The following is a 26,168-nucleotide window of genomic DNA, read 5'->3' as shown; positions in this document are numbered from 1 at the left end:
GATTATGCCTCCGTTCCGCTGACTTCAATCATGACGGCATCTCCCTGGCCGCCCCCGCTGCAGATCGCAGCGATGCCGCGTCCGCCGCCGCGACGCTTCAGTTCATACGCAAGCGTCAAAATGATTCTCGTTCCGCTTGCGCCGATCGGATGTCCGATGGCGACAGCCCCGCCGTTTACGTTCAGCTTCTCCGGATCCAATCCGGCAATCTGCCCGCTCGCAAGCGAGACGGCCGCAAAGGCTTCATTCACTTCAAACAGGTCAATGTCGTCCACGCTCATGCCTGTTTTCTCCAGCAGCTTGTTAATGACAAGTCCCGGCGTTTTCGGAAAGTTCTCCGGCTCAACAGCAAGCTGTGTATGTGCTGTAATAACCGCAAGCGGCGTCAGACCCTGCTTCTCTGCGTTCGCTTCTGTCGTGAGAACAACAGCCGCTGCTCCGTCATTGACTCCCGGGGCATTTCCGGCTGTAATCGTGCCGTCACTTCCGAACACCGGCTTCAGCTTCGCAAGCCGGTCTGCCGTCGTATCGCTGCGCGGGGCTTCATCGTGTTCGACGACGAGCGGATCGCCTTTTCGCTGAGGTACTTCGACCGGAACGATTTCGTCATTTTTACCGGCATCTCTTGCTGCCGCTGCCTTCTGGTGGCTGCGGAACGCCCACTCGTCCTGCTGCTCCCGCGTCAGCTCGTGCTCAGACGCTGTTTTATTGCCGTACGTACCCATATGTGCTCCGGTAAACGAACACGTCAGCCCGTCGTGGATCATCATGTCATGGAATTTCTGCTCGCCCATCTTCAAGCCGAAACGCGCTCCTTTTACGAAAAACGGCGCCTGGCTCATCGATTCCATCCCGCCGGCAACGATTGTTTCGTGTTCACCGGCGCGAAGCAGAATATCAGCAAGCGTGATGCTTCTCATGCCGGAAGCACACACTTTATTAATTGTCTCTGTTTCTGTCTCCCACGGAAGACCAGCCTCGTGCAGCGCCTGTCTGGAAGGCAGCTGTCCCTGGCCTCCCTGAAGCACCGATCCCATAATGACGTGATCGACTGCGGAAGCCTCTGTCCCGCCTCGCTTCATCGCTTCTTTAATCGCCATACCGCCGAGCTGGGAAGCTGTGAATCCGGATAGCGCCCCTCCTAATTTTCCGACCGGCGTTCGTGCACCACTGACAATAACTGTTCTGCTCATACAACATCCTCCTTCAGCTTATGTAGATCACGCGGCGTCTTCTGCTGCTGACATGCAGTCGAATGAACGCTCGCTCAGGTTACCGCGAAAATAAAAGCGCTTACATACCTACTATTGTAAAACATTTTGCAGAAACTGTCTCCCGTTTCCCGGATTTTCTTTCCGTTTTTCCTCGACGAGTATACGTAGACGGTCCAGCAGTCGTCACTGCAGGCCGAAGAAAACGGTGTTACAGCTAGCTGCAGAGCTTGCAATCCGCTGTTATTCTTTGCCTGTTCCAGTTTACAGGCAGACCGGAACAGCGGAGGGGGCTGTCCCATATTCGGAACAGCCCCCTCGCATCCCTTCCTCTTACACGGCTGCTGGTTCTTCTTTTTTTACAATCGAACGTTCCAGGATTTCCGCGACGTCGAGCGTCTGCACGTCTTCGTCGACCTCCTTCGCCTTCGTACCATCGCTCATCATCGTGAGACAGTAAGGACATGCGCTTCCGATCATCGAAGACGACGTGGCGAGCGCCTGCTCGGTACGGGCCACGTTCACGCGCGTTCCGGTGTCTTCCTCCATCCACATCATCCCGCCGCCGGCGCCGCAGCACATGCCGTTTTCACGGTTGCGTTCCATCTCGACAAGCTTCACGCCAGGGATCGCCTTCAATATTTCACGCGGCGGATCGTAGACATCATTGTAGCGGCCGAGGTAGCAGGAATCGTGGTAGACGATCTGCTCGTTCACTTCGTAGGTCGGTTTGATGCGTCCTTCCTGAATCCACTGGAACAAGAGCTCGCTGTGATGGAAGATTTCCGCCTCGAGTCCGAAGTCCGGATACTCGTTTTTGAACGTGTTGTACGTATGCGGATCGATCGTCACAATTTTTTTAATGTCGTTCTTTTCGAACTCCTGAATGTTCGCTTGCGCAAGCTCCTGGAACAGAAATTCGTTCCCGATGCGGCGCGGCGTGTCACCGGAGTTTTTCTCTTTGTTGCCGAGGATGGCGAACTTGATGCCGGCTTCGTTCATGATTTTTGCGAACGACTGCGCGACCTTCATGCTTCTGTTGTCGTAGGATCCCATCGATCCGACAAAGAAGAGGTATTCAAATTCTTCCTCGCGCTTTTTCATTTCACGGACAGTTGGAACATCGATGTCCTCACGTCCATCGCGCCAGTTCTCGCGCTCTTTCCGGTTAATGCCCCACGGATTGCCCTGCTTTTCAATATTCTTGATCGTACGCTGGGTATCCGGATCCATTTTTCCTTCGGTTAAGACGAGGTAGCGGCGCATGTCGATAATTTTATCGACGTGCTCGTTCATTACCGGGCACTGATCCTCACAGTTGCGGCACGTTGTACAGCCCCAGAGCTCCTCTTCCGTAATCACATCACCGATCAGGCTGACGTCATACGGATTGATGTCCATGCTCTTAATCTCTTCTTCACTCGCCCCGGCGAGCTGGTTGCCGCGGGTGTGACCGAACGCATAGGCAGGCATCCACGGTGACTGCGACGTAACTGCGGCTCCTTTTTCTGTTAGATGGTCCCGCATTTTTAAAATCAGATCCATTGGTGAAAGCATCTTTCCGGTGCCTGTCGCCGGACACATATTCGTACAGCGTCCGCATTCCACACAGGCGTAGAGATCCATGAGCTGCTTCTGATCGAAGTCCTCGATCTGGTTTTTACCAAATTTCTCTGCTTCTTCATCCTCAAAATCGATCGCTTCCAGCTGCCCGCGCTTATGTGTCGGTCCCAGCCAGACGTTCGCTGGTCCTGCAATCAGGTGCGCGTGCTTGGACTGCGGAATATACACGAGGAATATAAGCAAAAACAGCAGGTGTGCCCACCAAAAAATGAAGAATCCGGCGCCCGCTGCGCCTGCCCCGATCGGTGAAAATGCTGCCGCGATACCGGAAGCAATCGGTTCTGCTGCGGTCAGGTTTTTATCAAGCCAGATGAATTCCATCCCTTTGGCAAAGAGCTTCGAAACCATCAGGCCGCCGATGAAGATGAGCACAAGCCCGGCTTTAAAGTTCCGCTTCAGACGAACGAGCTTTTCCACGTAACGCCGGTGGAAGGCCCAGACGACCGCAACGAGAATCATAAGCACAACAATTTCCTGGAAGAACGTGAAAATCGGATAAATCGGTCCGAGCGGCAGATGACTGCCCGGATTCAATCCTTTCCAGATAAGGTCGATTGCGCTGAACTGCACGAGCAGGAATCCATAGAAAAACATGACGTGAATAATCCCGCTCTTCTTATCTTTCAATAGTTTTTTCTGACCAAACACCTGCTTGATGAGCGCATCACGCCGCTCTTTCATCGACATGATGAATTCCGGCTTTTTCCCCATCTTAATATAGGCGGTACGCGTTCTGACCAATGAAGCAAACAGGTAGACAGCGTAAGCGGTTACAAGCAGAAACATGATCCAGTTAATGACGATTGGATCCATATGGAGCAGCCCCTTTCAAATAAAATAATCAGATAATGTCTGAAAACAGTATAGCACATTTTGGAACTGAATGAGTATTCATTCATAAATTTTTCGCAAGAAATTAACCTGCACATTTATTATAGCACAATATCCCTTCTTGGAAAGCGCTTTCTTTTCCAATTTTGACCTGTTCTGCTAGATTAACCGCCTTTGAAAACGGGAAGATAACGAAAGCAGTCACAACGAGGAGGATTTGACATGAAAAAACTTCGCTGGGGCCTCGCTGCACTGCTGGCCTGGATATCGCTTGATTTATACATCGGAAAAAAACGGCACAGGCGCCGCAGCGGCGAGCCTGCTCCGCCGGTTCGCACGAGCGGAAACGCTGCTTTTTTTAATCAGGGAGATGAGTTATTTACCCATATGCTGCAAAAAATGAAGCAGGCGGACACCTGTATTCATATGCACTTTTATATCTTTCGCGATGACGAGGTCGGCCGGGAATTTCTCGATGTGCTGATGCAAAAGGCTTCGGAGGGACTGGACGTCCGTCTGCTGCTTGACTGGCTCGGGGCACGTCTTCCGCTGCGGACGAGGCGCGAGCTGAAGAAGTCAGGTGTGCGCTTTTCGTACGCGCAAAAGCCTCGGCTCCCGTTTCTGTTTTATTCTATTAACGAACGGAATCACCGCAAAGTCACGGTGATTGACAATAAGCATGCGTACATCGGCGGCTTTAATGCCGGCAATGAATATGCGGGAAGCGACCCGCGCATCGGAATCTGGCGGGACTATCACCTGTATGTGACGGGCGCTGCTATTCCAGCGTTGAGCCGGCAGTTTGCAAGGGACTGGCAGGCGGATACACTCGAGCCGCTGACGATCCCTGATCCTGTCGAAGCAGACAGCGATCCGACGCCGCTTGAATTCCGTTCAACTGACGGAGCGCACGTCACCGATCATTTAAAAGCGCTTTTTGCCGAGGCAGAAACGTCAGTCTTCATCGGTACGCCTTACTATATTCCTGGTGCGGACATGCACCGTGAAGTGATTCGCCTGGCAGAACGGGGCGTGAAGGTCCGCGTGCTCATTCCGAAGCATCCGGATCACCCGCTCGTAAAGGACGCTGCCTTCCCGTATTTCCGGGAGCTGCTCGATGCAGGCGTTGAAGTCCGCCAGTTTGCGGAAGGGTTTTATCATGCAAAGGTGATTTTAATCGATGATCACGTCATTGATATTACAACGGCTAACTTTGATATGAGAAGCTTCTACATTAATCACGAAGCTTCCTGTACGATTCGGGACCGGACGTGGATCCAGTCGATCCTGCCGGGTCTCGACTCCGACTTTTACGAGTACGGCGAGCCGATTACGTACCATCTTCTCAGCAGCCGGACGTGGCCGGACCGCCTTCGTGAAAAAACGGCTACACTCATTTCGTCGTGGATGTAAAGGCGTTTATAAAGGGCGTAAAGGGGTATTGATTACTAACATCAAGAATCGGCATCACGATTACATGATTAGTTGCTGCTGTCCTCCAGGACGGCAGCAATTTCTCGTTTACGCAGATGAATGAGGATGATTCTCTTTCTCATATACCGGGGAGGGTTCCACATGGCGATGTCATCGACTGTCCTTAATCAGCCGCTTCGGCAGCCGCGGCTGCTGGAACACCGGGAACTGCTGTTTGCGCTTGCCGGAGGCGTGTTTTTCCTGGCCGGCCTTGCAGCCGGTTCATCGGCGCTTGCGATCTTTTTTTACCTTCTTTCCTACGGAGTGGGCGGCTTTTATAAGGCACGCGAAGGATTAACCGATCTCATTCACGACCGCTCGTTGAATGTTGAAATTCTCATGATTCTTGCTGCTCTCGGTGCTGCCTCCATCGGCTTTTGGAGCGAAGGGGCGATTCTGATTTTTATTTTCGCCATGAGCGGTGCGCTGGAAACGTACACGCTGCAAAAGAGCGAGAAGGACCTTTCCGAACTGGTAAAGCTGGCGCCGGAACAAGCGGTCCTTGTTACAAACGGAACAACGGTTACGGTCGCCGTTGATTCGCTTCGGCCGGGAGATGTGGTGCTCGTCCGCAACGGGGAACGGATTCCCGCTGACGGGATCGTACGCCGCGGCGCTTCTGCTGTCGACGAATCGGCTATCACCGGCGAACCGGTGCCGGTTGAAAAGCTGGACGGCAGCGACGTATTCAATGGCACCATGAATGGAAGCGGTACGCTGGAGGTAGAAGTGACACGAGAGAACAAGGACTCGCTGTTCCAGAAAATGATTGCACTCGTCGATGAAGCGAAAACGAGCCGGCCTAAGGCGCAGCGGTTCATCGAACGCATTGAAGGACCCTACGTCATAACGGTATTGATCGCTACTGCTCTGCTCATCGTCCTCCCTCCCCTTGTTTGGCAGGCACCGTTTGAAGCAACCTTTTACCGGGCCATGGTCATGCTCGTCGTTGCTTCCCCATGTGCGGTTGTTGCATCGATTATGCCGGCGCTGCTTTCGGCCATTTCGACCGGAGCACGTTTCGGCTTGTTAACCAAGGGCGGCATTCCGCTCGAACAGCTCGTGAAAACGAACGTGATTGCTGTTGATAAAACAGGTACGCTCACAAAAGGAAGCCCCCGCGTTACCGGGGTTTATGCACTGAATGGTGCCGAAGAGGAAGCACTCGCTGCAGTGGCCGGTACAGAGGCAGAGTCCTCTCATCCGCTGGCCCGAGCTGTCACGTCATACGTCAAGCGCTCCGGCATTCCGCTCCGTTCACCGATTACGACACAGAGTCATACAGGCAAGGGCATTGAAGCAGCGTTTGAAGACGGGATGTGGAAAATCGGCAATGAAACGTGGGCGCAGGCCGACAGGTGGCCTGACGAGGCAAGCCGGCAGCATCGTGCCTGGATGAGCACCGGACATACCGTCATTTTCGCTCTCCAAAACAACACACCACGGCTGATGATTGCGTTAAAGGATGAAGTCCGGCCTGAAGCTGCTGCGTTTGTGAAGGAAATGACGAAATACGGGATCGAAACGGTTATGATCACGGGCGATAATGAAGAAACAGCGAAGGCGATCGCTTCGGAAACGGGCATCCGCTCCTGGGTTTCCCGCTGTATGCCGGAGCAGAAGGTGACTGAAATCGAACGGCTGAGGCGGGAAAAGGGTGCCGTTGTCATGATCGGCGACGGTGTAAACGATGCACCGGCAATGGCAAAAGCTGATATCGGCATCGCTATGGGGTCCGGGACCGATGTCGCCGTTGATACAGCAGATATGGTGCTCATGAAAAGCGACCTTTCCAAGATCATGCTTGCTGTCCGCCTTTCCTCACGACTGCGGAGGATTGTGATTCAAAACCTCGTCTTTTCCAGTGCTGTCATCCTGTTTCTGCTAACCGCCAATTTTGCCCAGTCGCTGACGCTTCCGCTCGGCGTGATCGGACACGAAGGCAGCACGATTCTCGTCATCCTGAACGGCCTGCGGCTGCTGAGGCCGTAGTCTATAAGGAAAGCCCTGTCATTACCTGACAGGGCTTTCCGATGTATGGTCAGCTACTTGTTTTCGTACAGATAAAAGGGATGAAGCACTTCGGGATTGCCGGCGTGCTCCATGCTGATGGTGCCGCTTTCGCTGCTGAGGGCTTGATAAAGCCAGGCTGCATCGTGCCCGTATGCGGCTGCGTCCTCCGGATCCGATGCGTAGACGATCCTGTTTATTTTCGCCCAGTAAGCCGCCGCGAGACACATTGGACACGGATAACAGCTCGTATACAACACTGCACCTGGAAGCTCCGGTGAACCGATACGCCGACACGCTCTCCGCACCGCCTCTACTTCGGCATGAGAGGTTGGATCGTGCGTTTGATCTATATCGTTAACTGCTTCCGCGAGCATCACGCCGTCCTGCACTATAACAGCTCCAAACGGCTGTCCCCGTCCGGAAAGCACGTTTTCCCGCGCAAGGGCGGTAGCCCGGTTAATCCACTGACTGTCCTGCTCGTTCATGTTTTCTCCTCCTGTTTGACGAAAGGCGCCCGCGGATCAGCGTCGTGCGGGATAATCCCGCGTACCCGTACTGACCGCTTTCCTTTTTCCTTCTGGTACTCCTCATACATTTGCTTCGGCAGGTCATCAAATTCCGCCTGGCCTTCAATAGAGAGTCCGTAATAGACATCTTTTATCCCGCTCCAGTAAACAGCTCCGAGACACATCGGACAAGGCTCGCAGTTCGTATACAGTACGCAGCCGCTTAAATCAGTCGATCCAAGCTCCTTGCCGGCCTTCTGCAGTGCCCGTATTTCGCCATGTGCTGTTGGATCCTGTTGCTCCGGTCCGTCGTTAACGGCTGAAGCGATTTCCTCGCCGTCTTTCACTACGACAGCAGCGAACGGCGGCATCCCGTCCTCTACATTCTGTACAGCCATCTCCACACACTTCTGCATCCATGCATCGTGATTCATACGCTCACGCTCCTTATGAGTCCGTCTATCCCCCCTATCCCACCGTTTTCCTTTCCTTAAACAGTTTGTTTCAGCTGCTCTTTTATCCCGAGACATACAAAAAAAGCCTTCTGCGTCACGGGGACACAGAAGGCGGTTTGTCTTTCTAGCCAAAGAAAGAAGTGGAAACCCACTGAAATATTTTATATCCGAAGTAGATGCCAAAGATCCCCATAATGCCCGGCAGTGCGGGTGGAGCAGGAATCGGAAGACGGATCCATGCGAAAACAAATCCAACAATCAGTCCAGCCAGCGTAGCCAGTATGACGTCCTGCATGCTGTCACTCTCCTTGCGTTCATTTTATACCTTGTCCAGCTTACCAGAAAGAGGTACGTACATCTAGTGCTTTTTATGAATTACCGAAAATAAGTTCATTAGACTCAGAAAAAATGTTCTGACAGTCGTACGAAAAAACCGCACCGGGGCTAATGCCGGTGCGGGACGTGCTTACATTTTTTCCGGTGCAGAAACGCCGATATCGCTCAGCGCGTTATGAAGTGTGATACGGACTGCTTCCACGAGTGCAAGCCGTGCTTTCGTGAGCTGCTCATCGTCGGTGAGAACTTTTTCTGCGTTATAGAAACTGTGCAGCGTCTGGGCCAGATCGTATACGTAATTCGTCATGCGATGCGGTGCGTGGCGCTTCGCGGCATCTGCAACGGCTTCCGGATATTCGCCGATTTTCTTCATGAGATCCTGATCCTTTTCACTCGTCAGCACAGACAGATCTGCTTCGTGATCCGGCTTCAGGCCTTTTTCAGCCGCTTGGCGAAGCATGCTGCAAATGCGAGCATGCGCATACTGCACATAGTAAACCGGATTTTCGTTGGATTCCGATTTGGCAAGCGTCAGATCGAAGTCAAGGTGCGTCTCCGCTGCGCGCATAGCGAAGAAGTAACGCGTCGCATCGATGCCGACTTCTTCCATGAGCTCGCGCATCGTTACGGCGTTGCCTGTCCGCTTGCTCATTTTAACCTTCTCTCCGTTTTCAAACAGGTTTACCATCTGAATGATCTGCACCGTCAGCTGCTCCTTGCCGTAGCCGAGCGCCTGAATCGCAGCCTGCATCCGCGGAATATAGCCGTGATGATCTGCGCCCCAAATGTTAATCAGCTCTTCAAAGCCGCGGTTCAGCTTGTCCTGGTGATAGGCAATATCCGGTGTCAGGTACGTGTACGTTCCGTCCTGTTTAATGAGGACGCGGTCTTTATCATCTCCGTATGCTGTGGAGCGGAACCAGAGTGCTCCGTCCTTTTCATACGTTTCCCCGTTGGCGGCAAGCTTATCAAGAACAGGCTGAATCTTTTCCTCTTCGTACAGCGAGGATTCGGAAAACCAGTTGTCGAACATCACGCGGAAGTCAGCAAGATCGTCCTTCAGCTTATCTGTTTCCCTCTTTAGTCCGTAGTCGCGGAAGAAGGCACGGCGCTTATCCACGTCCGCATCCTTAAACCGGTCTCCATAGGATTCGGCAATCTCTTTAGCGAACCCGATAATATCCGAGCCGTGATAGCCGTCCGCCGGCATCTCTGCATCTTCCCCGATTTCCTGAAGATAGCGCGCTTCGAGCGAGAGCACGAGGTTGTCTATCTGATTGCCGGCATCGTTGATGTAGTACTCGCGCGCTACGTCGTAGCCCGCTTTTGTCAAAATGTTGGACAGCGTATCACCGACGGCGGCTCCACGGGCGTGTCCAAGATGCAGCGTGCCGGTCGGATTCGCTGAAACAAACTCTACCTGCACCTTTTTCCCGGCACCAATGTCGCTCGTTCCAAACGCTTCATCCATCGTCAGCGCCGTTTTGACGATGTCCGACAGGTAGTCTTTTTTCATGAAAAAGTTAATGAAGCCTGGTCCGGCGATGTCCAGCTTGTCGATCGCCGCTGCTTCATAGTTGATGTTCGCTGCGATGTCGTCTGCGATCGCACGCGGAGCCTTTTTGGCCACGCGGGCGAGCTGCATCGCCAGGTTCGTCGCAAAATCTCCATGCTCTTTATCTTTCGGCGTCTCAATGACCACGTCGGGAATCTCTTCAGCCGACGCCAGTCCTGCTGCGGTGACAGCCTGCTGCAGCTCTTGTTTCAGCGTTTCTTTAATCTGTTCTACCTGGCTCATGGCGTTTCCTCCTCAAACGTTACCTTCATCGTATACGTTCCCGTTTCCGATCCTTGCAGCGTCAACACATAGACGAGCCGGATGACGCCGGTCCCTGCGTCTGCATCCCAGTCGCAGCTGAGTTCCTTCGTTTTCGTCATCATGTGCATGGGACCTGCCTGACTGTTGTAAGTGCCTTCCGTGCTTGCACCTTCAATAAAGCGCTGGTTCATGGAAATGTCGCCTTCCCGGCGGACCGAGAGACGGCCGTCGCGGTACTGCATCGTCTGATCCGTTCCGGCCTCGTTTTCTTCACGGGGCTCACGGAACTTCAGGACGACCATGTCTCCGCGCCAGAGCACTTCCCCTGTTGCCTCCATCGTGTGCCGTTCGCGCTGCTTTCCATCCTTAATGTCTGTTCGGATACTGATGTCCACCGGCATGCGGTTTTGTGTCATAGTGTTTCACCCGATCCTTTCTTGATAACCAGACTATTATAACGGAAAAAAGCGGCTTTCATCAAGGGCGCGGCGGGAACCCGAGCATCATTTCCCGGATCAGCTTGCATGCTGCAACCGACGTCTGCTCAGCCGGGTCATAGGCGGGCAGCACTTCTACGAGATCACAGCCAATAACGTTAACGTCAGACTCCGAAATCAGGCGCACGGCTTCGAGCAGCTCTGCTGATGTAATGCCGCCTGCCTCCGGCGTGCCTGTGCCCGGTGCATATGCCGGATCAAGTACATCAATATCGATCGTGACGTATACGTTTCGCCCTGAAAGCTCCGGAAGCTTCTGCTTCAACGGTTCTGCCACGTGAAAGCGGCTCATGTGCATACCGGATGAAGCAGCATATTCGAACTCCTCGCGCATTCCGGACCGAATGCCGAACGAGTAGACGTTCTCCGGTCCGAGCAGCTCGCACGTCTTGCGGATCGGCGTGGAGTGAGACAGCTCCTCGCCCTCATACTCCTCGCGCAGATCGGCATGCGCATCGATATGGATGACAGCCAGATCGTTATACGCGTCGTAAGCAGACTGAATCACCGGCCAGGAGACGAGATGCTCGCCGCCAAGTCCGACCGGGAATCGTCCGTCACGGAAGAGACCGGCCGTATACTGCTTCATCAGCTCCAGCGATTTTGCAGCATTTCCGAATGGCAGCAGCATGTCACCGGCATCGTGCACGCGGATTTGTTCTAGGTGCCGGTCCAGATAGACGCTGTATTCTTCAAGGCCGATCGACGCCTCGCGGATCCGCTGCGGACCGAACCGGGAGCCAGGCCGAAAGCTTACTGTATAGTCCATCGGCATGCCGTACAGCACGATGTCCGCTTCTTCGTATGCTTTATCTGCCATAATAAACTTTCCGGACGAATAGCCTGCATCGAACAGCTTCATTTATTTACCCTCCGTGATGTCCTGGACGAACTTAGGCAGCGCAAATGCAGCTGTATGGATCTGCCTCGTATAATAGTTGGTTTCAAACGGGTGGAACCGGTCATCTTCCACCTCAAGCGGATCGTATACTTTAGACCCGAGTGTGAACGTCCACAGACCGCTCGGATACGTCGGGATATTTGCCGTATAAAGACGTGTCACTGGGAAAGTCGCCTTAATATCACGGAAGGCGTCTGCAACGAGCTGCTTCTGGAACCACGGGTTATCGGTCTGTGCAACGAAAATACCGTCGTCCTTGAGTGCTCGGCTGATGCCCTCGTAAAAGCCTTTCGTAAACAGGTTCACCGCCGGTCCGACAGGCTCTGTCGAGTCTACCATGATGACATCATATTCATTCGTGCTTTCTGCGATATGCATGAAGCCATCCGCTACTTTTACTTCGACGCGTGCATCATCCAGTGCACCTGCAATCGAAGGCAGATACTGCTTCGAGTACTCGATGACTTTGCCGTCAATTTCAACGAGCGTCGCTTTTTGCACTTCCGGGTGCTTCAATATTTCACGAATCACGCCGCCGTCACCGCCGCCGACGACGAGGACGTTCTCCGGGTTCGGATGCGTATGAAGCGGAACGTGCGCGACCATCTCGTGGTAAACAAATTCGTCTTTTTCTGTCGTCATCACCATGCCGTCAAGCAGCAGCATGTTGCCGAATTCCTTCGTTTCGACCATATCCAGCTGCTGAAATTCTGTCTTTTCACTGACATAGGTGCGCGTAATTTCAGCTGTAATTCCGAAATGCTCTGTCTGTTTTTCCGTAAACCAAATACTCATAGGTAAGGTCACTCCGTTCTTTTAAGTTCGTTTCTTAACGTAGCGGAAAATGGCTGAAATCGCAAGTGTTTTCGGGGTGTTTTCTCATATGATTGGAGGGAAGGACAGCCAGCTGGAGCGAGCAGCACTTCGTTCGTTTCTATAATCGCTTCGATATACACAGTAACGGGAAACGATCGCGAACCGTCTGGATGGTTCAAACGGGACGGAATCGTGCAACGTTCGCGGTTCGTTCATTTGTAATAACAGCCTGTTCCGTTACATGATCTGCTTTTATGCAGCACTGTATTCTACTAGCCGGTGTTACGTTTCTTTCTAACTGCGTTGTGCAGCTTTTGCCTTCGTTTCCCGCACACTTCTTTTAATCTTTTCTATGAAAATTCACCTATAGAAAAACCGCCCCGGTGCTTCCGGGGCGGTTCGGTTTATGATTCTCCAAGCTCCTGCAGCCGCAGCTCAATACGGCGGATTTTACCAGAGGTTGTCTTTGGCAGCTCATCCATGAATTCGATGCGGCGCGGATATTTGTACGGCGCCGTCATCTGCTTCGTGTGATCCTGCAGCTCCTTGATCAGCTCTTCTTCCGGCTTATCGGACTTTTCCCGCAGCACGATAAAGGCCTTCACGACGTGCCCCCGCGTTTCGTCCGGCGAGGCGACGACGGCACATTCACGTACCGCCGGATGCTTCAATAGCGCATCCTCGACTTCAAATGGTCCGATCGTATAGCCGGAGCTGATGATGATGTCATCGCTGCGTCCTTTAAACCAGAAGTAGCCGTCTTCATCCTTTACCGCCTGGTCGCCGGTGATATACCAGTCGCCGCGGAACGCTGCCTGCGTCCGCTCCGGATCGAGGTAATATTCACGGAACAACGCCGGGCAGTCCTTATGCACTGCAATATCTCCAACCTCGCCGGAAGGTGCCGGGCTGCCAGATTCGTCGACGATGTCGACCTGGTTGCCCGGAGTCGGCCGCCCCATCGAACCAGGCTTCACTTCCATTCCCTGAACATTGCAAACGAGAAGCGTGTTTTCGGTCTGGCCGTAGCCGTCACGGACTTCGATCTGGAAGGCTTCTCGGAAGGCGTCGATCACTGGACGATTCAATGGTTCTCCTGCTGATACTGCACTCTTCATCGCCGACAGGTTGTACGAGCCGAGTTTGTCGAGCTTCGCCATAATCCGGTATTCAGTCGGCGTGCAGCAGAGTACGTTTATCTTTTCGTCCTCCATCATCTGTAAATATACTTCTGCATCAAACGGTCCGTGGTAGACGTAGGCGGTTGCTCCAAGCGTGATCGTAGAAAGAAACGGGCTCCAAATCCACTTTTGCCAGCCTGGAGCCGCTGTCGCCCAGACGACGTCGCCTTCGCGGACGCCGAGCCATTCTCTTGCAGCAGTCCGTACGTGGGCATAGCCCCAGCCGTGCGTATGCACTACGCCTTTCGGATTTCCCGTCGTTCCCGACGTGTACGATAGAAATGCCATATCATCACGCGTCGTTTCCAGCTTCAGCGCATCAGCAGGCTCCTGTTCCGCGAGGGATTCGAGCCGCTCCCAGCCGCTCTCTTCTCCGCCGACGATCAGCCTGTGCAACTTCTCTTCGGTCTCCATTCTGTTTACTTCGCCCGTGCTTTCATGATAGGCAATAACCGCTTTTGCGCCGGAGTGCTCCACCCGGTACTGCAAATCCTTTTTTCGCAGCATATCGGAGCAAGGAACGGCGACGATACCGGCGCGCAGACAGCCAAGATAGGTCATGTATGCCTCTGGAATCCGCGGCAGCAGAACGAGTACTTTATCCCCCTTCTGCAGGCCGAGCGACTGCAGCGCCCGTGCAAACTGGTTCGTCCGCTCTGTCAGCTCCCGGTAGGTCACATCCCGCCGGTTGCCTGCCTGGTCGCGCCAGCGGACGGCCAGCGTCGTGCTGTCCTGGTGGCGGTCCACCTCTTCGGAAATATTGTATTGTTCTGGTGCTATCAGTTCAGTCGTTTGCATGCATGCCCCTCCTCATGATGATGCCCACAGCGGTGCTATGGGAGAAATAAATAAAAGATGCTTGAAAAGAAAATAACAACTGCAGCGGCTGCGGCCGCTGCTTTTCCTTTAGAAAACTGCTGCGTCGTCATCAATACGTGTATACCGGCGACTGTCATCCAGGTAATGCCGGCGGCTGCGAGCACTGCCGCAGCAGGACCGGCAAGCAGACCGGTCATGAGCGGTACCGCGAGCAGACCCGGCACGAGTATGACAGCACTCATGCGGCTGACCTCTCGCACGCGTCCCGGTCCGCCGAATCCGCGTGCCCCGGCCCAGAGCAGCAGCCCGAGTCCGATCCGTGAAAGCCATGCTGTGAACAGGCCGAACAGGATAAAGATGAGCGGCGCTAATCCGTACTGCAAAAAGGCTGCGTCAAAGTCCGCAATAAACGACAGGTTGGCTAGAATGCCCGCTGTCCCGTAAAGCAGACCGACTGTCAAAATGAGCAGCCGGACGAGCACGGCGCTGTTTTCCTTTTCTAAAAATGTCTGATAGGCGTCCTGCTGCATAAACAGCATACGTGCTACGGTCATCAAAGCGGCCTCCTGACTACTGCTCTACATATTCCATGGGAACAACGCCCATACAGCTACTGCAGAAAAAAGAATGACGGTAATTGCGGCACCGAGCTGGCTGTTATACCGCTGCGGATGTACGTTGGACCATCCGTGAATCCGTTCAATCAAACGCTTATCCGCATCAGGCGTTAAATGCCTGGACAGGGACGGCATCCGGTTTGTGACATACGACACGACGATGAGCAGAACGAAGCTGATCGGAATGGCAAGCATCGCGCCGGATAAGCCCATGCCGTCCGTCACTCCGTGTCCGGTGATGACGACAGAAGGAAAGACGAACGGAGAAACGATAATGTAAATCAGCCCGCCAATGACCGAAGCTGCCATAGCCCCGTACTTGTTTGCTTCCTTCCACCAGACGCCGACGATAATCAGCGGTGCATTGGTTACTCCGGCAAGCCCGAACGCCCAGAGAATACTGACGACGAGGAAGGCCGGCGGGTTAATCGCCAGCAGAATGCTCACAATACCCCCGGTGAAAATGGCAGCGTAGCCGAGCTTCACACGCATTTTCGTTGGAATGGACGGCTTGAGCGTCGTGATGATGTCCTGAGACAACAGGGCGCCGATCGCCAGCAGGTTTCCGCTTATCGTCGACAGTCCGGCTGCGATCGCACCTGCAATAACAAGGGCGGTCACCCATTCCGGATTGTAAACGAGGTTCAAAATGAGCGTTAATTTATCCGCGTCGGCAGATGAAATGGACACTCCCTGCGTCTGTGTGGCGTATACGCCGACAAAGCCCATCGCATAGGTTGCGGAGAAGACGAGGCCGATAATAAAGGTGAACCAGACCATTGCGTTCCGCGCCGACTTTAAGTTGGAGGCGGTGTAAATCCGCATAGCCAGGTGCGGCAGGCCGAGTGACCCGATCGTCAGGCCGATCAGGCTGACGTACCATTTCGGAGAGAACTGGTAGTCAAAGAATCCCGGCATGGCATCGACCATCGCCGGCACCATATCCGCATAGAGGAGCGGCGGGAAAAACCATCCGCTTCCGCCGACTGCCTTCATAATCGCTCCGAGCGGAATAATAAACATAAGCGCGATGATGACCATCTGAATGGCAGCGTTGTTCGATGCTCCTGCCATCCCGCCGATCGTGACGTAGCCGACTATCAGGAGACCCCCGATCAAAAGCCCCGGCAGGTACGGGATCCCGAGCACCATTTCAAAGGCGAGGGCCACCCCGATCATCTGTCCAAGCGCGTACATCAAGGAAACGAGAATCATAAACAGCGCGGCGATAATAGACGCACTGACGCCGTAGCGTTCCCGGATAAAGTGCGTCGGGGAGAATGCGCCCATGCGGCGAAGGCTCGTTCCGTAAATAATCGTAATGAGCGGAATCGATAAGATCAGCTGAATCCACAGCATGATAAACGGCACCTGAAGCTCAAGAATCAGTGCAGTGATGCCAAGAAACGTCGCCAGGCTCATGTATGTAGAAGCCATGGCCAGTCCGTTCGTAACCGGACCGATCGTAGAACCTGCAACGTAAAGATCTGCGACGGACTGACTTTTTTTATTCGAAATGAAGCTGACGACATAAAACAATACAAACATCGCAATGATTGCGACGATCCCAAGTATTGGATTACTTAACTGCCATGCTGTCTCTTCCATCTTCCATTTCCCCCATTCCTTCTGATCTCTGTTCCAGCTCCTCTATCTCTTCTTCATTCGCCTTCTCTATTTCCGCGTCGATCTTATTGCCGAAATGATTGGCCAGGACAGCGAGAAACAGGATGCCAAACCAGCCGGATAAAATCGGGATGATGTACATAATTGGAAAGCCGAACAGCATGCCCTGCACCGGAAATATGGAAAAGAAGAGTGCGACATTACCGGCAGCAACCATTAACAGCGTCATGATGACCGTAAACCTGACCTCCATACGATACGCTCTCAAGCGGATCCCCCCATTCATGATTGAAATTCTGACTGACTGTTCAGTCGAAGTAACTCTGATTTCCTCCTTTCCCAATTTCTGTTCTAGTACATGTGTTAAATTGTAATCGCTTTCAATAAAAAGTGTCAATATGTTTTCAATTTTTAGATATTTTAATTTTCTTCGCTTTACGACCTGGTATAAGTCATTCGTCTTATTTTACTGAAAGCGTTTTCTTTTTGTCAGAAAATTGCTTATAATGGGAGTAGCATTCATTCTGAGCGGGCGTTCAGATCCCGCATGGAGGTTAGTTACATATGGCAGAGATCCGCAGTGTGACAGTTGGAGGTTTACTTGCAGAAAAAGCCGCGGCCTATCCGGATCACGAGGCTGTCGTCTATCCGGACCGAGGTCTGCGCTGGTCGTATCAGCAGTTTTACGAGCGTGCGCGCCGCACTGCCCGAGGTTTCATGGGCATCGGGATGAAAAAAGGCGATCATGCTGCCGTCTGGGCGACTAATCGTCCGGAGTGGGTCGAAACTCAATTTGCGACCGGGCTGATGGGATCGGTACTCGTCACGGTAAACACGAGCTACCAGAAAGCAGAGCTGGAGTATTTGCTGCAGCAGTCAGAAAGCTCCACGCTGATTTTAATGGAGTCGTACAAAGGAACGTCCTATATCGATATTTTATATGCCATCGCACCGGAGCTGAAGCAGGCTGAACCGGGAAACCTGCAGGCTGCAAAGCTCCCTCATTTAAAGCGCGTCATCGTATTGGGCGACAACCGCTATCCCGGTACGTACTCTTGGGAAGACGTGGAAGACGCTGCCGAAGCTGTCACAGAAGCGGAGCTTGATCAGCAGTTCGCCTCGCTTGATCCGTCCGACGTGATTAATATGCAGTACACGTCCGGGACGACAGGCTTTCCAAAAGGCGTCATGCTCACGCACTCCAACATTGTGAACAACGGATTGAATATCGCTGAGTGCATGAAGCTGACAAAGGATGACCGCATGTGCATTCCTGTGCCGTTTTTCCACTGCTTCGGCTGTGTGCTCGGGATACTCGCGGCATTTAATGCCGGAGCGACGATTGTACCAGTACAGGAGTTCGACCCGGAGCTGGTGCTCGACGCTGTTTCCAAGGAGCGGTGTACAGCGCTCCACGGCGTTCCGACCATGTTTATTGCCGAACTGAATCATCCGGACTTTGCGTCCTATGACCTGTCGTCGCTCCGAACAGGCATCATGGCCGGCTCCAATTGTCCGATAGAAGTGATGAAGGCGGTTGTCAACGACATGGGAGCATCTGAAATTACGATTGCCTACGGGCAGACGGAATCGTCTCCGGTCATCACGCAGACGAGGACGGACGATCCGCTCGACGTCCGCGTATCCACGGTGGGACGCACGCTGCCTAACGTAGAAGCGAAAGTTGTGCGTCCAGGAACGCGTGAGGAAGTGCCGAACGGCGATCAGGGCGAGCTGGTGACGCGCGGCTACCATGTCATGCGTGGCTATTATAATAACGCAGAGGAAACGGAAAACGCGATCGACAGCGACGGCTGGCTGTATACCGGAGACCTGGCTGTGCAGGATGAAAATGGCTATTTCAGCATCACCGGCCGGCTGAAGGATATGATCATCCGCGGCGGCGAAAACATTTATCCTCGTGAAATTGAGGAATTCTTGTACCAGCACCCAAAAATTCTCGACGTGCAAATCGTCGGCGTACCGGATGAGAAATACGGCGAGGAGATTGTTGCCTGGATCCGGCTCAAGGAAGGTGAAACTGCCGAAGCGGAAGAGATCCGCGAGTATTGCCGCGGCAGCATTTCCCACTTCAAAATCCCGCGCTTCATTACGTTCTGCGACGAGTATCCGATGACCGCTTCAGGAAAAATTCAGAAGTATAAGCTCAAGCAGGAAAGCATTGCGCTGAAAGAAGAGCAGAGCCGGTAAGTGTACTGGAATGCCCTCTCGTAAACGAAAAAAGCGGACCCGGCTGTCTGAGCGGATCCGCTTTTTTATCTGCAGACAGAAAAACAGACGAAAGGGATGTGTGTGGGTCCACCTTCGTCTGCTTTCCTGTCTTAGTATGTTGCGTGTGTTCCCTAGTTTACTAGATATTCCCGGCTTTTCGCAAGCGATTCCGGCACCGTTCACAGTATGTTCACAAACAGATGTTCCATCTGCAGAACTGGTGCCGACAGCCCCTGCGCTGACACGCTCCGGCAGGAAACATGAAACAAGCTGCCCGCTGGTACACAGCCGGGCAGCTTCTTCTTTTTACGTGCTGAGGCCGTTCTTCAGCTCATCGGACGATGCTTCCCAGAAGTCGCTGTTGAACTCGATCAAAAAGTCGCGCAGCACCTGCTTGGATACGTCGTCCATTTGCTCCACGGCGATTTTGCCTTTAAGGGATTTGTCCATGTTGTTGACGTGCTCGGGCATGCTTTTATAGCCGCGGCGGATCGAGCGGTCCACGGTCATTTCACAGGCGCCGACGCCTGTATAGGCAGGCTTTCCTTCCAGGTGCTCTACGGTAACCCAGACGAGCCAGTACAGCTTGCCGTTAGGCACCTCGGCCTTATCCTTCAAAAACTTGATCCGCTTCTCCACTTCACTGCGCGCATGCAGCGCCCCCATGTCGATAAAGGCTTTTCCTTCCTCCGGGTCGACGAAGACCGGCGTCATGTTATTCAGATTGATCGTCCCAACGCCGTAGCCTCCGTGCCCATCTGTTGAATCATTCGATAAAATATTAAAATTGCCGCTCATTTTTTTGATTTTCTCGTTTTTCTTACGGTCTGCTTCATTCATGTAGGCCGCCTCCTTTTATTCCACGTGTGTCTCATTTCAGTTTATCACATCCGGCTGATTTCCTGAAAACATTGATGATGTGATTTCCGGCTTGCTTTACCGTATACTTACAGGGGAACGCACCTATCTTAAAGGAGGAATTGCAATGCCGATTGTAACCGTACAACTTCTCGAAGGCCGCACGGATGACCAGAAAAAAGCGCTCGTTGAAAAGGTGACAGAAGCTGTCACAAGTACCACACAGGCTCCGGCTGAGCGGGTAACCGTCGTGATTGAAGAAATGAATCCGGCCAACTACGGCCAGGGCGGCAAGCGCGCGAGCGACAGCGTGTAAGCTCTTATCAGCAGCAAACCCGGCATGCGGATCACCGCGATGCCGGGTTTTTGTCAGCGTGCCCGCTGCTTCAGCTTTTGAATAAAGGCGTAGGCGTCCTCAATGTCTGCTTCCTGGTAATTCTGGCGCGCTTTCAGACGGTATATTTTTTCCTCCACCTGCTCCCGCGGCAGTTCATCGAAATAAAGGACGGTGGAGACGAGTTCCAAAAATTTAGAGGAGCAGCCGTTCAGCTCCTGCATGAGCTGAGAATCGATCGGCTCTTCTTCATCCAGCACTGCGTGCAAAAAAGATTCTCCTTTGTCTGACAGACTGTAGCGGTACTGATAATAGCCGCTGATTTTTTCTTTCACTTCTTCCACAAACGATGCGTTGCACATCTCTTCCACCTGCAGCGTCAGCTCCTCGGAGTAAGGTCCGTACATATGGAACTGAAACTTTTCCCGGAACGGCTGCTTCATCCGCTTGGCGATATACACCATCTTCTGAAGTTTTTTACGTCCGGCAATGCTGCCTGTGTTTTTCAGCATAGCCAGCAGCTTGGCGTGTTCAAGCAGCACAATTATCCCTCCTGTTGATGCAGCAGCTCTAAAATCCGCTGCTTCTGTTCGTTGTATTTACCCTGATCGGCTAATACATCATATGGAAAGTAAAGCTTGTGATCCGTTCGCTTTTTACCTGATATCGCCTCTACGATATCCGATTCCCGTGACAGTTCCCGCAGAGAGCCGTCCGGCATGAGCAGGTTAATCGGCATCCGCTCGTCCTTTTCGCCCGGCCGGTAAAAATCGTACGGAAGGTCTGACGACGAGTCAATCACCAGATAATAGTCGGGGTCGAGACCGATTTCCTTATACAACCGCTTCAGCTCCGGCCAGATTTTCAGCTGTTCACTCGGGTCGCACTCTACGTACTTAAACAGATGGCGGTCCATAAAACGCCCGCATAAATCGCTTAAAATTTCATCCTGCTCCTCGATCCATTCCTGAAAATAATACATGATAACCGATTCGTCGAGCCGGATGTATTCCTCAAGCGTCATCGTCGATTGAAACAGGGACCGAAAGTGATACGGATCGAGCCGGAACGTATAGCCTTCGGCAAGCAACGCCTTGGCCCGGTTTAAAATTTTGCTTAAAATGACTTCCGCACTCCGGGTTACCGGATGAAAATAGACCTGCCAGTACATTTGGTAGCGGCTCAAAATGTAATCCTCCACCGCGTGCATGCCGCTGTGCTTAAACACGGCCTGATCCTCTCCCGGACGCATGACGCGCAGCAGCCGCTCCATATCAAACTGCCCGTAGCTGACGCCGGTATAAAACGCATCCCGGAGCAGATAGTCCATTCGGTCCGCATCAATCTGGCTTGAGATGAGGCTTACGACGAGTTTATTGTCGTAAGTCTTGGCGATGACATCTGCCACCTTTTTTGGAAAGGCTTCTCCCATTTGCAGGAGCACGCGGTTAATTTCCGTATCGCCTAAAATAATCCGCCTCGTCCACTCTTCGTGATCGGTATCGAACACTTTCTCGAAGGAATGGGAGAAAGGACCGTGGCCGACATCGTGCAAAAGCGCCGCGGCCAGGCAGACGAGGCGCTCCTCTTCCTCCCAGGTCATTTTCTTTTCCAGATTTTCCACCATGCGGCGCATAATCTCATAGACGCCGAGCGAGTGGTTGAACCGGGTGTGCTCGGCTCCGTGAAAGGTGACGTAGGTCGTACCGAGTTGCCGGATTCGCCGCAGCCGCTGAAATTCGCGCGTTCCGATCAGCTTCCAGATCAGATCATCGCGGACATGTATGTACCGGTGTACCGGGTCTTTAAATACTTTTTCTTCCGTCAGCTGACCGTCATCGTACTCCATGCTGTATCCTCCCTGACTCCAATTTCTCCTTGATGTGTTATTCCCTGCACTCCCTTTTGTTAGACATGTTTTATTGTACCGTTCCCCACCTGTCCCGACAATGAGTTTTTCACCTCCAATGTGGTATAATGAGCGGCGGAAACTGATGAGAGAGGAAGAATCCCGTTGACTGATACCGAAATGATTTTAACCAGACCGTGGCAGCTTGTAGACGAGTCTGTTACAGGCCTGGATCTCGATCCGGTGCACTCGTTTGCGATGGATGACACGCTCTGCGAAGCTGCAGCAAAATACGCGAACAGCGGCTTCGTGCGAACGTGGGTACACGACCGCACCATCGTGCTCGGCATCCAGGACAGCCGCCTTCCTTCTATTGAAAAGGGCATCGCCCAATTGATGGACGACGGCTATCACGTTATCGTCCGCAATTCCGGGGGGCTTGCGGTCGTGCTGGACGCAGGCATCTACAACATTTCCCTCGTGCTGTCTGAAGAGCGGGGCCTGACCATTGACCGCGGCTACGAAACAATGGTGGCGCTGACGCGCAAGCTGTTTCCCGAGCTCGGCGAACGCATCGTTGATGGGGAAATCCCTGCTTCCTACTGTCCGGGACGGTTTGACCTGAGCGTGGACGGCCGGAAATTCGCCGGTATTTCCCAGAGACGGATCCGCGGCGGTATCGCCGTACAGATTTATCTCGCTGTGAGCGGAAGCGGCTCCGAGCGGGCAGAGGTTATCCGCCGCTTTTACGACACTGCTGTCCGCGGCGGCGAGGTTCGCTACAGCTATCCGTCGATTCGTCCGGAAGACATGGCCTCGCTGGAGGAGCTCATGCAGCAGCCGCTCACGAATCAAGAGGTGACCGACCGGATTCACAACACGCTCGGCAACGGCCGAATCCCGCTGTTTTCATGGGGGGCGCAGGAAGAAGAACGCTACCGCTACCACCTGGAGCGTATGAAAAAACGGAACGAAAGGCTGTCCCGCTGAGCGGAACAGCCTTTCGCCGTTGGTTAAAGAAAAACGAGCCCCAGCCCGATCACCGCTCCGCTCAGGAACAGCACCCATATGCAAAAGCCCATAATATCACGGGCACTGAGCCCGGCAATGGCGAGTGCCGGCAGCGCCCAAAACGGCTGGACCATGTTCGTCCAGGCGTCTCCCCAGGCAACAGCCATCGCCGTTCTCGCCGGATCTACGCCGAGTGATTCTCCTGCAGAGAGCATAATCGGCGCCTGCACCGCCCACTGTCCGCCGCCGGACGGGACGAAGAAGTTAACGATCCCTGCGCTTAAAAAAGCAAACAGTGGATACGTGACCTCCGTCGACATCGACACAAACCATTCCGAAAACTGCACGGCAAGCCCCGACGCGACCATCATGCCCATGATGCCTGCGTAAAACGGAAACTGGATGATGATACCCCCTGCATTCCGCACTGCTTCTGCCACGCTGGCCAGATAATGGTGCGGCGTTCCATGAAAAAGAATACCAAGAAACAAAAACATAAAGTTTACGATGTTCAAGTTCAAATCGAATCCGGCAGTCAGCAGGTAATAGCCGATGAAAACGAGTCCCATTCCACCGATCACCAGCGAGAGCACCCTGCTGTTTTCAAGCCGCTGCGCCGGTGTCTGTTCGGCTTTATCAGCCGGCTTTTCCGCTTCTTTTTCCTCAATCAGCTTCGGATCGACGTGAACGGCCTCTTTTTCATTCATCATAAACCGGTTTAATATCGGCACTGTAATAAACAGCGCCGCAACGATCATCAAGTTAAACGGAGCAAAAATCGTTTCGCTCGTTGGAATAATGCCGACAATGTCTTCGGTAAAGTGGCCCGGCGTCGCTACTGTTAGTGGAATGGAGGCTGCAAGACCTCCGTGCCAGACGATAAAACCGCTGTATGCACTTGCAATCAGCAGCCGATAGTCCACCTTCGCGATCCGCCGCGCCAGCGCTTTGGCAAAAAGAGCTCCGATGACAAGGCCGAATCCCCAGTTGATCCAGCTTGCCAGAAGCGCAACGAGCGTTACGACAACAATGGCCTGACCGGGTGAATGTGCCGTACGCGCCAGCTGATCCAATCCTTTTTTAAACGGACGGCTGCTCGCCAGCACATAGCCGGTGACGAGCACGAGTACCATCTGCATCGCGAACTCGAGCAGATCCCAGAAGCCTTCGCCCCAGTAAACGACCATCTCCACCGGGGTACTGGGCGTGAGCAGAAGTCCCATGCCGAATACGACCATTGTGAGCACGAGCACAAACAAATACGGATCCGGCAAATACCGCTGCATCAGCCGGGTAGAAAAAGACGTAAGCATCTTCATCTGTATGTCCTCCTATGTATCATGATAGCGCTTACAATAAAACGCAGCAAAAAGACCGCTGAAAAAGCGGCCTCTTCATGACTAGTTCGCTGCGGGAATGCGTATTCCTCTTTTTTTCTCAAAGCAAACGAAAGCGGCGCCGTATACACGGTGCCGCTTTCCAAAATCGTTTATCGCGCTTTTTAGAACTGGGAGCTTTCGGTAGATTGCGCCAGTGCGAGCGTGGAAGACGTACCGCCGGAAATGACTTGAGACACTTCGTCAAAGTAGCCTGTACCTACTTCCCGCTGGTGGCGGGTTGCCGTGTAGCCGTCTTTCTCAGAAGCAAACTCTGCCTGCTGCAGCTTGGAGTAAGCTGCCATGCCGCGATCCTTGTAATCAAGAGCAAGCTCAAACATGCTGTGGTTCAGCGCATGGAAGCCGGCAAGCGTTACGAACTGGAATTTGTAGCCCATTTTCCCAAGCTCACGCTGGAATTTTTCAATCGTTTCGTCATCGAGCTTCTTCTTCCAGTTGAAGGAAGGAGAGCAGTTGTACGCAAGCTTTTTGCCGGGGAACTTCGCATGAATCGCTTCTGCGAACTGACGAGCTTCATCAAGGTCCGGCTCGCTCGTCTCACACCAGATTAGATCAGCGTAAGGAGCATATGCGAGTCCGCGCGCGATCGCCTGGTCGATTCCTGGGTTTGTGCGGTAGAAGCCTTCCGGCGTGCGCTCACCGGTCAGGAACTCATGGTCTGCCGGATCGATGTCGCTCGTAATCAGGTTAGCCGCATTCGCATCCGTACGGGCAACGATGATCGTCGGAATATCCATTACGTCTGCCGCGAGACGGGCGGATATCAGGTTGCGCACCGCCACCTGCGTCGGCTGCAGCACTTTCCCGCCAAGGTGTCCGCACTTTTTCTCGGAAGAGAGCTGATCCTCCAAGTGTACCCCGGCAGCCCCTGCTTCAATCATCTGCTTTGTCAGTTCAAACACATTCAGCGGTCCGCCAAATCCAGCTTCCATATCTGCAACGATCGGAGCAAACCAGTGCGTGTCGCCTTCTCCTTCTGCCGTCTGAATTTGATCTGCCCGCTGCAGCGTCTGATTGATTTTCTTTACGACGTTCGGCACGCTGTTTGCCGGGTACAGGCTCTGATCCGGGTACATTTGACCGGAGAGGTTGGCGTCAGCTGCTACTTGCCAGCCGCTTAAGTAGATCGCCTGCAGGCCTGCTTTCACCTGCTGCATAGCCTGGTTCCCAGTGAGGGCACCGAGCGCATTGATGTAGTCCTCTTCGTCCATCAGCCTCCACAGTCTGTCAGCACCCATTCTGGCAAGCGTATGTTCAATTTTCACGGATCCTCGCAGCTTCAATACTTCCTCCGGGGAATATGGACGCTCCACCCCTTCAAATCGTTCCGTGTTCCACTGGTTCATTAGCTCTTCGCGTGTTGTCATTCTCATCCACTCTCCTCTTCTGTACTATACAGATTAATTATATTTGTATTGTTATATAACAACTGTTCCGTAAAAAATCAGTCGATATACGCGCAGCAGTGCAGGGCATCCTTTTCATGATCATATTCCATTGAGCAGCATCGGCAAATGTGACCCGGCTCCGGCTCCGGTTTACGGAATACGACGACTTTTTGCGGCGTCCGGTCCGTGATATGCAGTTCCTTGTTCTCGTTCATGTCGACTTGCATCACATCATCTCCGTAGACGAACATGGTTTGATGCAGCTCCCCTGCTGTTCTCCCGTTTTCCTGCTGCTGGGCAACCCACTTGGCTGCTAATTCCTTTGCGGTCGAGCGTTGTTTTGTCAGCATGTTCCTCTACCCCTCTCTGAAATAA

General features: G+C 53.2%; 24 protein-coding genes. 5 read left to right on the top strand and 19 right to left on the bottom strand.

Annotated features, from left to right (window positions below; translation table 11 throughout):
* Window positions 1-2: 2 nt before the first annotated feature.
* Both ACFO4L_RS07745 and ACFO4L_RS07740 read right to left on the bottom strand, forming a co-directional pair.
* Window positions 3-1,193 (bottom strand): acetyl-CoA C-acetyltransferase, encoded by a 1,191-nt coding sequence (locus tag ACFO4L_RS07745; RefSeq protein WP_377909116.1) that lies wholly within the window; start codon window positions 1,191-1,193, stop codon window positions 3-5.
* Window positions 1,194-1,544: 351 nt separating this feature from the next.
* On the bottom strand, window positions 1,545-3,647 hold the full coding sequence (locus tag ACFO4L_RS07740) for a (Fe-S)-binding protein (RefSeq protein ID WP_377909115.1): 2,103 nt from the start codon (window positions 3,645-3,647) through the stop codon (window positions 1,545-1,547).
* Window positions 3,648-3,887: 240 nt separating this feature from the next.
* On the opposite strand from ACFO4L_RS07740, the gene ACFO4L_RS07735 reads away from it, so the two are divergent.
* Window positions 3,888-5,078 carry a phospholipase D-like domain-containing protein gene (locus tag ACFO4L_RS07735; protein WP_377909114.1) on the top strand — a complete coding sequence of 397 codons (1,191 nt, stop codon included), beginning with the start codon at window positions 3,888-3,890 and terminating at the stop codon, window positions 5,076-5,078.
* Window positions 5,079-5,246: 168 nt separating this feature from the next.
* Window positions 5,247-7,130, top strand: coding sequence for a heavy metal translocating P-type ATPase (locus ACFO4L_RS07730; protein WP_377909166.1), 1,884 nt, complete (start codon window positions 5,247-5,249; stop codon window positions 7,128-7,130).
* Window positions 7,131-7,183: 53 nt separating this feature from the next.
* Here the strand turns inward: ACFO4L_RS07730 and ACFO4L_RS07725 are convergent, their stop codons facing one another.
* The 11 genes from ACFO4L_RS07725 to ACFO4L_RS07675 all read right to left on the bottom strand — a co-directional run bounded on the left by ACFO4L_RS07725 (window position 7,184) and on the right by ACFO4L_RS07675 (window position 16,992).
* Window positions 7,184-7,636: a nucleoside deaminase gene (locus tag ACFO4L_RS07725; protein WP_377909113.1), complete on the bottom strand. Its 453-nt coding sequence runs from the start codon at window positions 7,634-7,636 to the stop codon at window positions 7,184-7,186.
* The gene (locus ACFO4L_RS07720) at window positions 7,633-8,091 is read right to left on the bottom strand and encodes a nucleoside deaminase (protein ID WP_377909112.1); all 459 of its coding nucleotides are present in this window, start codon (window positions 8,089-8,091) and stop codon (window positions 7,633-7,635) included. The genes ACFO4L_RS07725 and ACFO4L_RS07720 overlap by 4 nt, the downstream gene beginning before the upstream one ends.
* Window positions 8,092-8,236: 145 nt before the next feature.
* Window positions 8,237-8,407 carry a XapX domain-containing protein gene (locus ACFO4L_RS07715; RefSeq protein WP_168005851.1) on the bottom strand — a complete coding sequence of 57 codons (171 nt, stop codon included), beginning with the start codon at window positions 8,405-8,407 and terminating at the stop codon, window positions 8,237-8,239.
* A 171-nt stretch (window positions 8,408-8,578) separates the two neighbouring features.
* Entirely contained in the window at window positions 8,579-10,246 is a 1,668-nt protein-coding gene (gene argS, locus ACFO4L_RS07710) for an arginine--tRNA ligase (protein WP_377909111.1), read from the bottom strand.
* Window positions 10,243-10,683, bottom strand: a complete 441-nt coding sequence (locus tag ACFO4L_RS07705; protein ID WP_377909110.1) for a YwiB family protein — start codon at window positions 10,681-10,683, stop codon at window positions 10,243-10,245. Before ACFO4L_RS07705 ends, argS begins: the two co-directional genes overlap by 4 nt.
* 61 nt (window positions 10,684-10,744) lie before the next feature.
* A complete protein-coding gene (speB, locus tag ACFO4L_RS07700; RefSeq protein ID WP_377909109.1) occupies window positions 10,745-11,626 on the bottom strand; it encodes an agmatinase in 882 nt (293 codons plus the stop codon).
* Window positions 11,627-12,460 (bottom strand): polyamine aminopropyltransferase, encoded by an 834-nt coding sequence (gene speE, locus ACFO4L_RS07695; protein ID WP_377909108.1) that lies wholly within the window; start codon window positions 12,458-12,460, stop codon window positions 11,627-11,629.
* A 425-nt stretch (window positions 12,461-12,885) separates the two neighbouring features.
* Window positions 12,886-14,460: an acyl-CoA synthetase MbcS gene (gene mbcS / locus ACFO4L_RS07690; protein ID WP_377909107.1), complete on the bottom strand. Its 1,575-nt coding sequence runs from the start codon at window positions 14,458-14,460 to the stop codon at window positions 12,886-12,888.
* A gap of 35 nt (window positions 14,461-14,495) precedes the next feature.
* The gene (locus ACFO4L_RS07685) at window positions 14,496-15,035 is read right to left on the bottom strand and encodes a hypothetical protein (RefSeq protein ID WP_377909106.1); all 540 of its coding nucleotides are present in this window, start codon (window positions 15,033-15,035) and stop codon (window positions 14,496-14,498) included.
* A gap of 24 nt (window positions 15,036-15,059) precedes the next feature.
* Window positions 15,060-16,706: a solute symporter family protein gene (locus ACFO4L_RS07680; protein ID WP_377909105.1), complete on the bottom strand. Its 1,647-nt coding sequence runs from the start codon at window positions 16,704-16,706 to the stop codon at window positions 15,060-15,062.
* The gene (locus ACFO4L_RS07675) at window positions 16,678-16,992 is read right to left on the bottom strand and encodes a hypothetical protein (RefSeq protein ID WP_377909104.1); all 315 of its coding nucleotides are present in this window, start codon (window positions 16,990-16,992) and stop codon (window positions 16,678-16,680) included. The genes ACFO4L_RS07680 and ACFO4L_RS07675 overlap by 29 nt, the downstream gene beginning before the upstream one ends.
* A 296-nt stretch (window positions 16,993-17,288) precedes the next feature.
* Between ACFO4L_RS07675 and ACFO4L_RS07670 the strand changes: the two genes are divergently transcribed.
* Window positions 17,289-18,935, top strand: a complete 1,647-nt coding sequence (locus ACFO4L_RS07670; RefSeq protein WP_377909103.1) for an AMP-binding protein — start codon at window positions 17,289-17,291, stop codon at window positions 18,933-18,935.
* A gap of 327 nt (window positions 18,936-19,262) precedes the next feature.
* On the opposite strand, the gene ACFO4L_RS07665 is transcribed toward ACFO4L_RS07670, so the two are convergent.
* Window positions 19,263-19,796 (bottom strand): YwhD family protein, encoded by a 534-nt coding sequence (locus tag ACFO4L_RS07665; protein WP_377909102.1) that lies wholly within the window; start codon window positions 19,794-19,796, stop codon window positions 19,263-19,265.
* Between the two features lie 145 nt (window positions 19,797-19,941).
* Here ACFO4L_RS07665 and ACFO4L_RS07660 point away from each other — a divergent pair, with 145 nt between their 5' ends.
* Window positions 19,942-20,130: a 2-hydroxymuconate tautomerase gene (locus tag ACFO4L_RS07660; RefSeq protein WP_377909101.1), complete on the top strand. Its 189-nt coding sequence runs from the start codon at window positions 19,942-19,944 to the stop codon at window positions 20,128-20,130.
* A gap of 53 nt (window positions 20,131-20,183) precedes the next feature.
* Here the strand turns inward: ACFO4L_RS07660 and ACFO4L_RS07655 are convergent, their stop codons facing one another.
* On the bottom strand, window positions 20,184-20,690 hold the full coding sequence (locus tag ACFO4L_RS07655) for a YwgA family protein (protein ID WP_377909100.1): 507 nt from the start codon (window positions 20,688-20,690) through the stop codon (window positions 20,184-20,186).
* Between the two features lie 2 nt (window positions 20,691-20,692).
* Complete coding sequence (locus tag ACFO4L_RS07650) at window positions 20,693-21,997, bottom strand: HD domain-containing protein (RefSeq protein ID WP_377909099.1); 1,305 nt, start codon at window positions 21,995-21,997, stop codon at window positions 20,693-20,695.
* A gap of 165 nt (window positions 21,998-22,162) precedes the next feature.
* On the opposite strand from ACFO4L_RS07650, the gene ACFO4L_RS07645 reads away from it, so the two are divergent.
* Window positions 22,163-22,987 (top strand): lipoate--protein ligase family protein, encoded by an 825-nt coding sequence (locus ACFO4L_RS07645; protein ID WP_377909098.1) that lies wholly within the window; start codon window positions 22,163-22,165, stop codon window positions 22,985-22,987.
* 23 nt (window positions 22,988-23,010) lie between these two features.
* Here ACFO4L_RS07645 and ACFO4L_RS07640 read toward each other — a convergent pair whose 3' ends face one another.
* From ACFO4L_RS07640 to ACFO4L_RS07630, 3 genes are all read right to left on the bottom strand, one after another.
* Window positions 23,011-24,327: a short-chain fatty acid transporter gene (locus ACFO4L_RS07640; protein ID WP_377909097.1), complete on the bottom strand. Its 1,317-nt coding sequence runs from the start codon at window positions 24,325-24,327 to the stop codon at window positions 23,011-23,013.
* A 182-nt stretch (window positions 24,328-24,509) separates the two neighbouring features.
* On the bottom strand, window positions 24,510-25,772 hold the full coding sequence (gene aceA / locus ACFO4L_RS07635) for an isocitrate lyase (protein ID WP_377909165.1): 1,263 nt from the start codon (window positions 25,770-25,772) through the stop codon (window positions 24,510-24,512).
* 77 nt (window positions 25,773-25,849) lie between these two features.
* Window positions 25,850-26,143 carry a hypothetical protein gene (locus ACFO4L_RS07630; protein WP_377909096.1) on the bottom strand — a complete coding sequence of 98 codons (294 nt, stop codon included), beginning with the start codon at window positions 26,141-26,143 and terminating at the stop codon, window positions 25,850-25,852.
* Window positions 26,144-26,168 lie beyond the last annotated feature (25 nt).

The sequence above is a fragment of the Bacillus daqingensis genome, from assembly GCF_042654445.1.
Classification (GTDB): domain Bacteria; phylum Bacillota; class Bacilli; order Bacillales; family Salisediminibacteriaceae; genus Alkalicoccus; species Alkalicoccus luteus.
The sequence above is the reverse complement of the archived record's forward strand: the minus strand, read 5'-3'. Positions and strand labels throughout refer to the sequence as shown.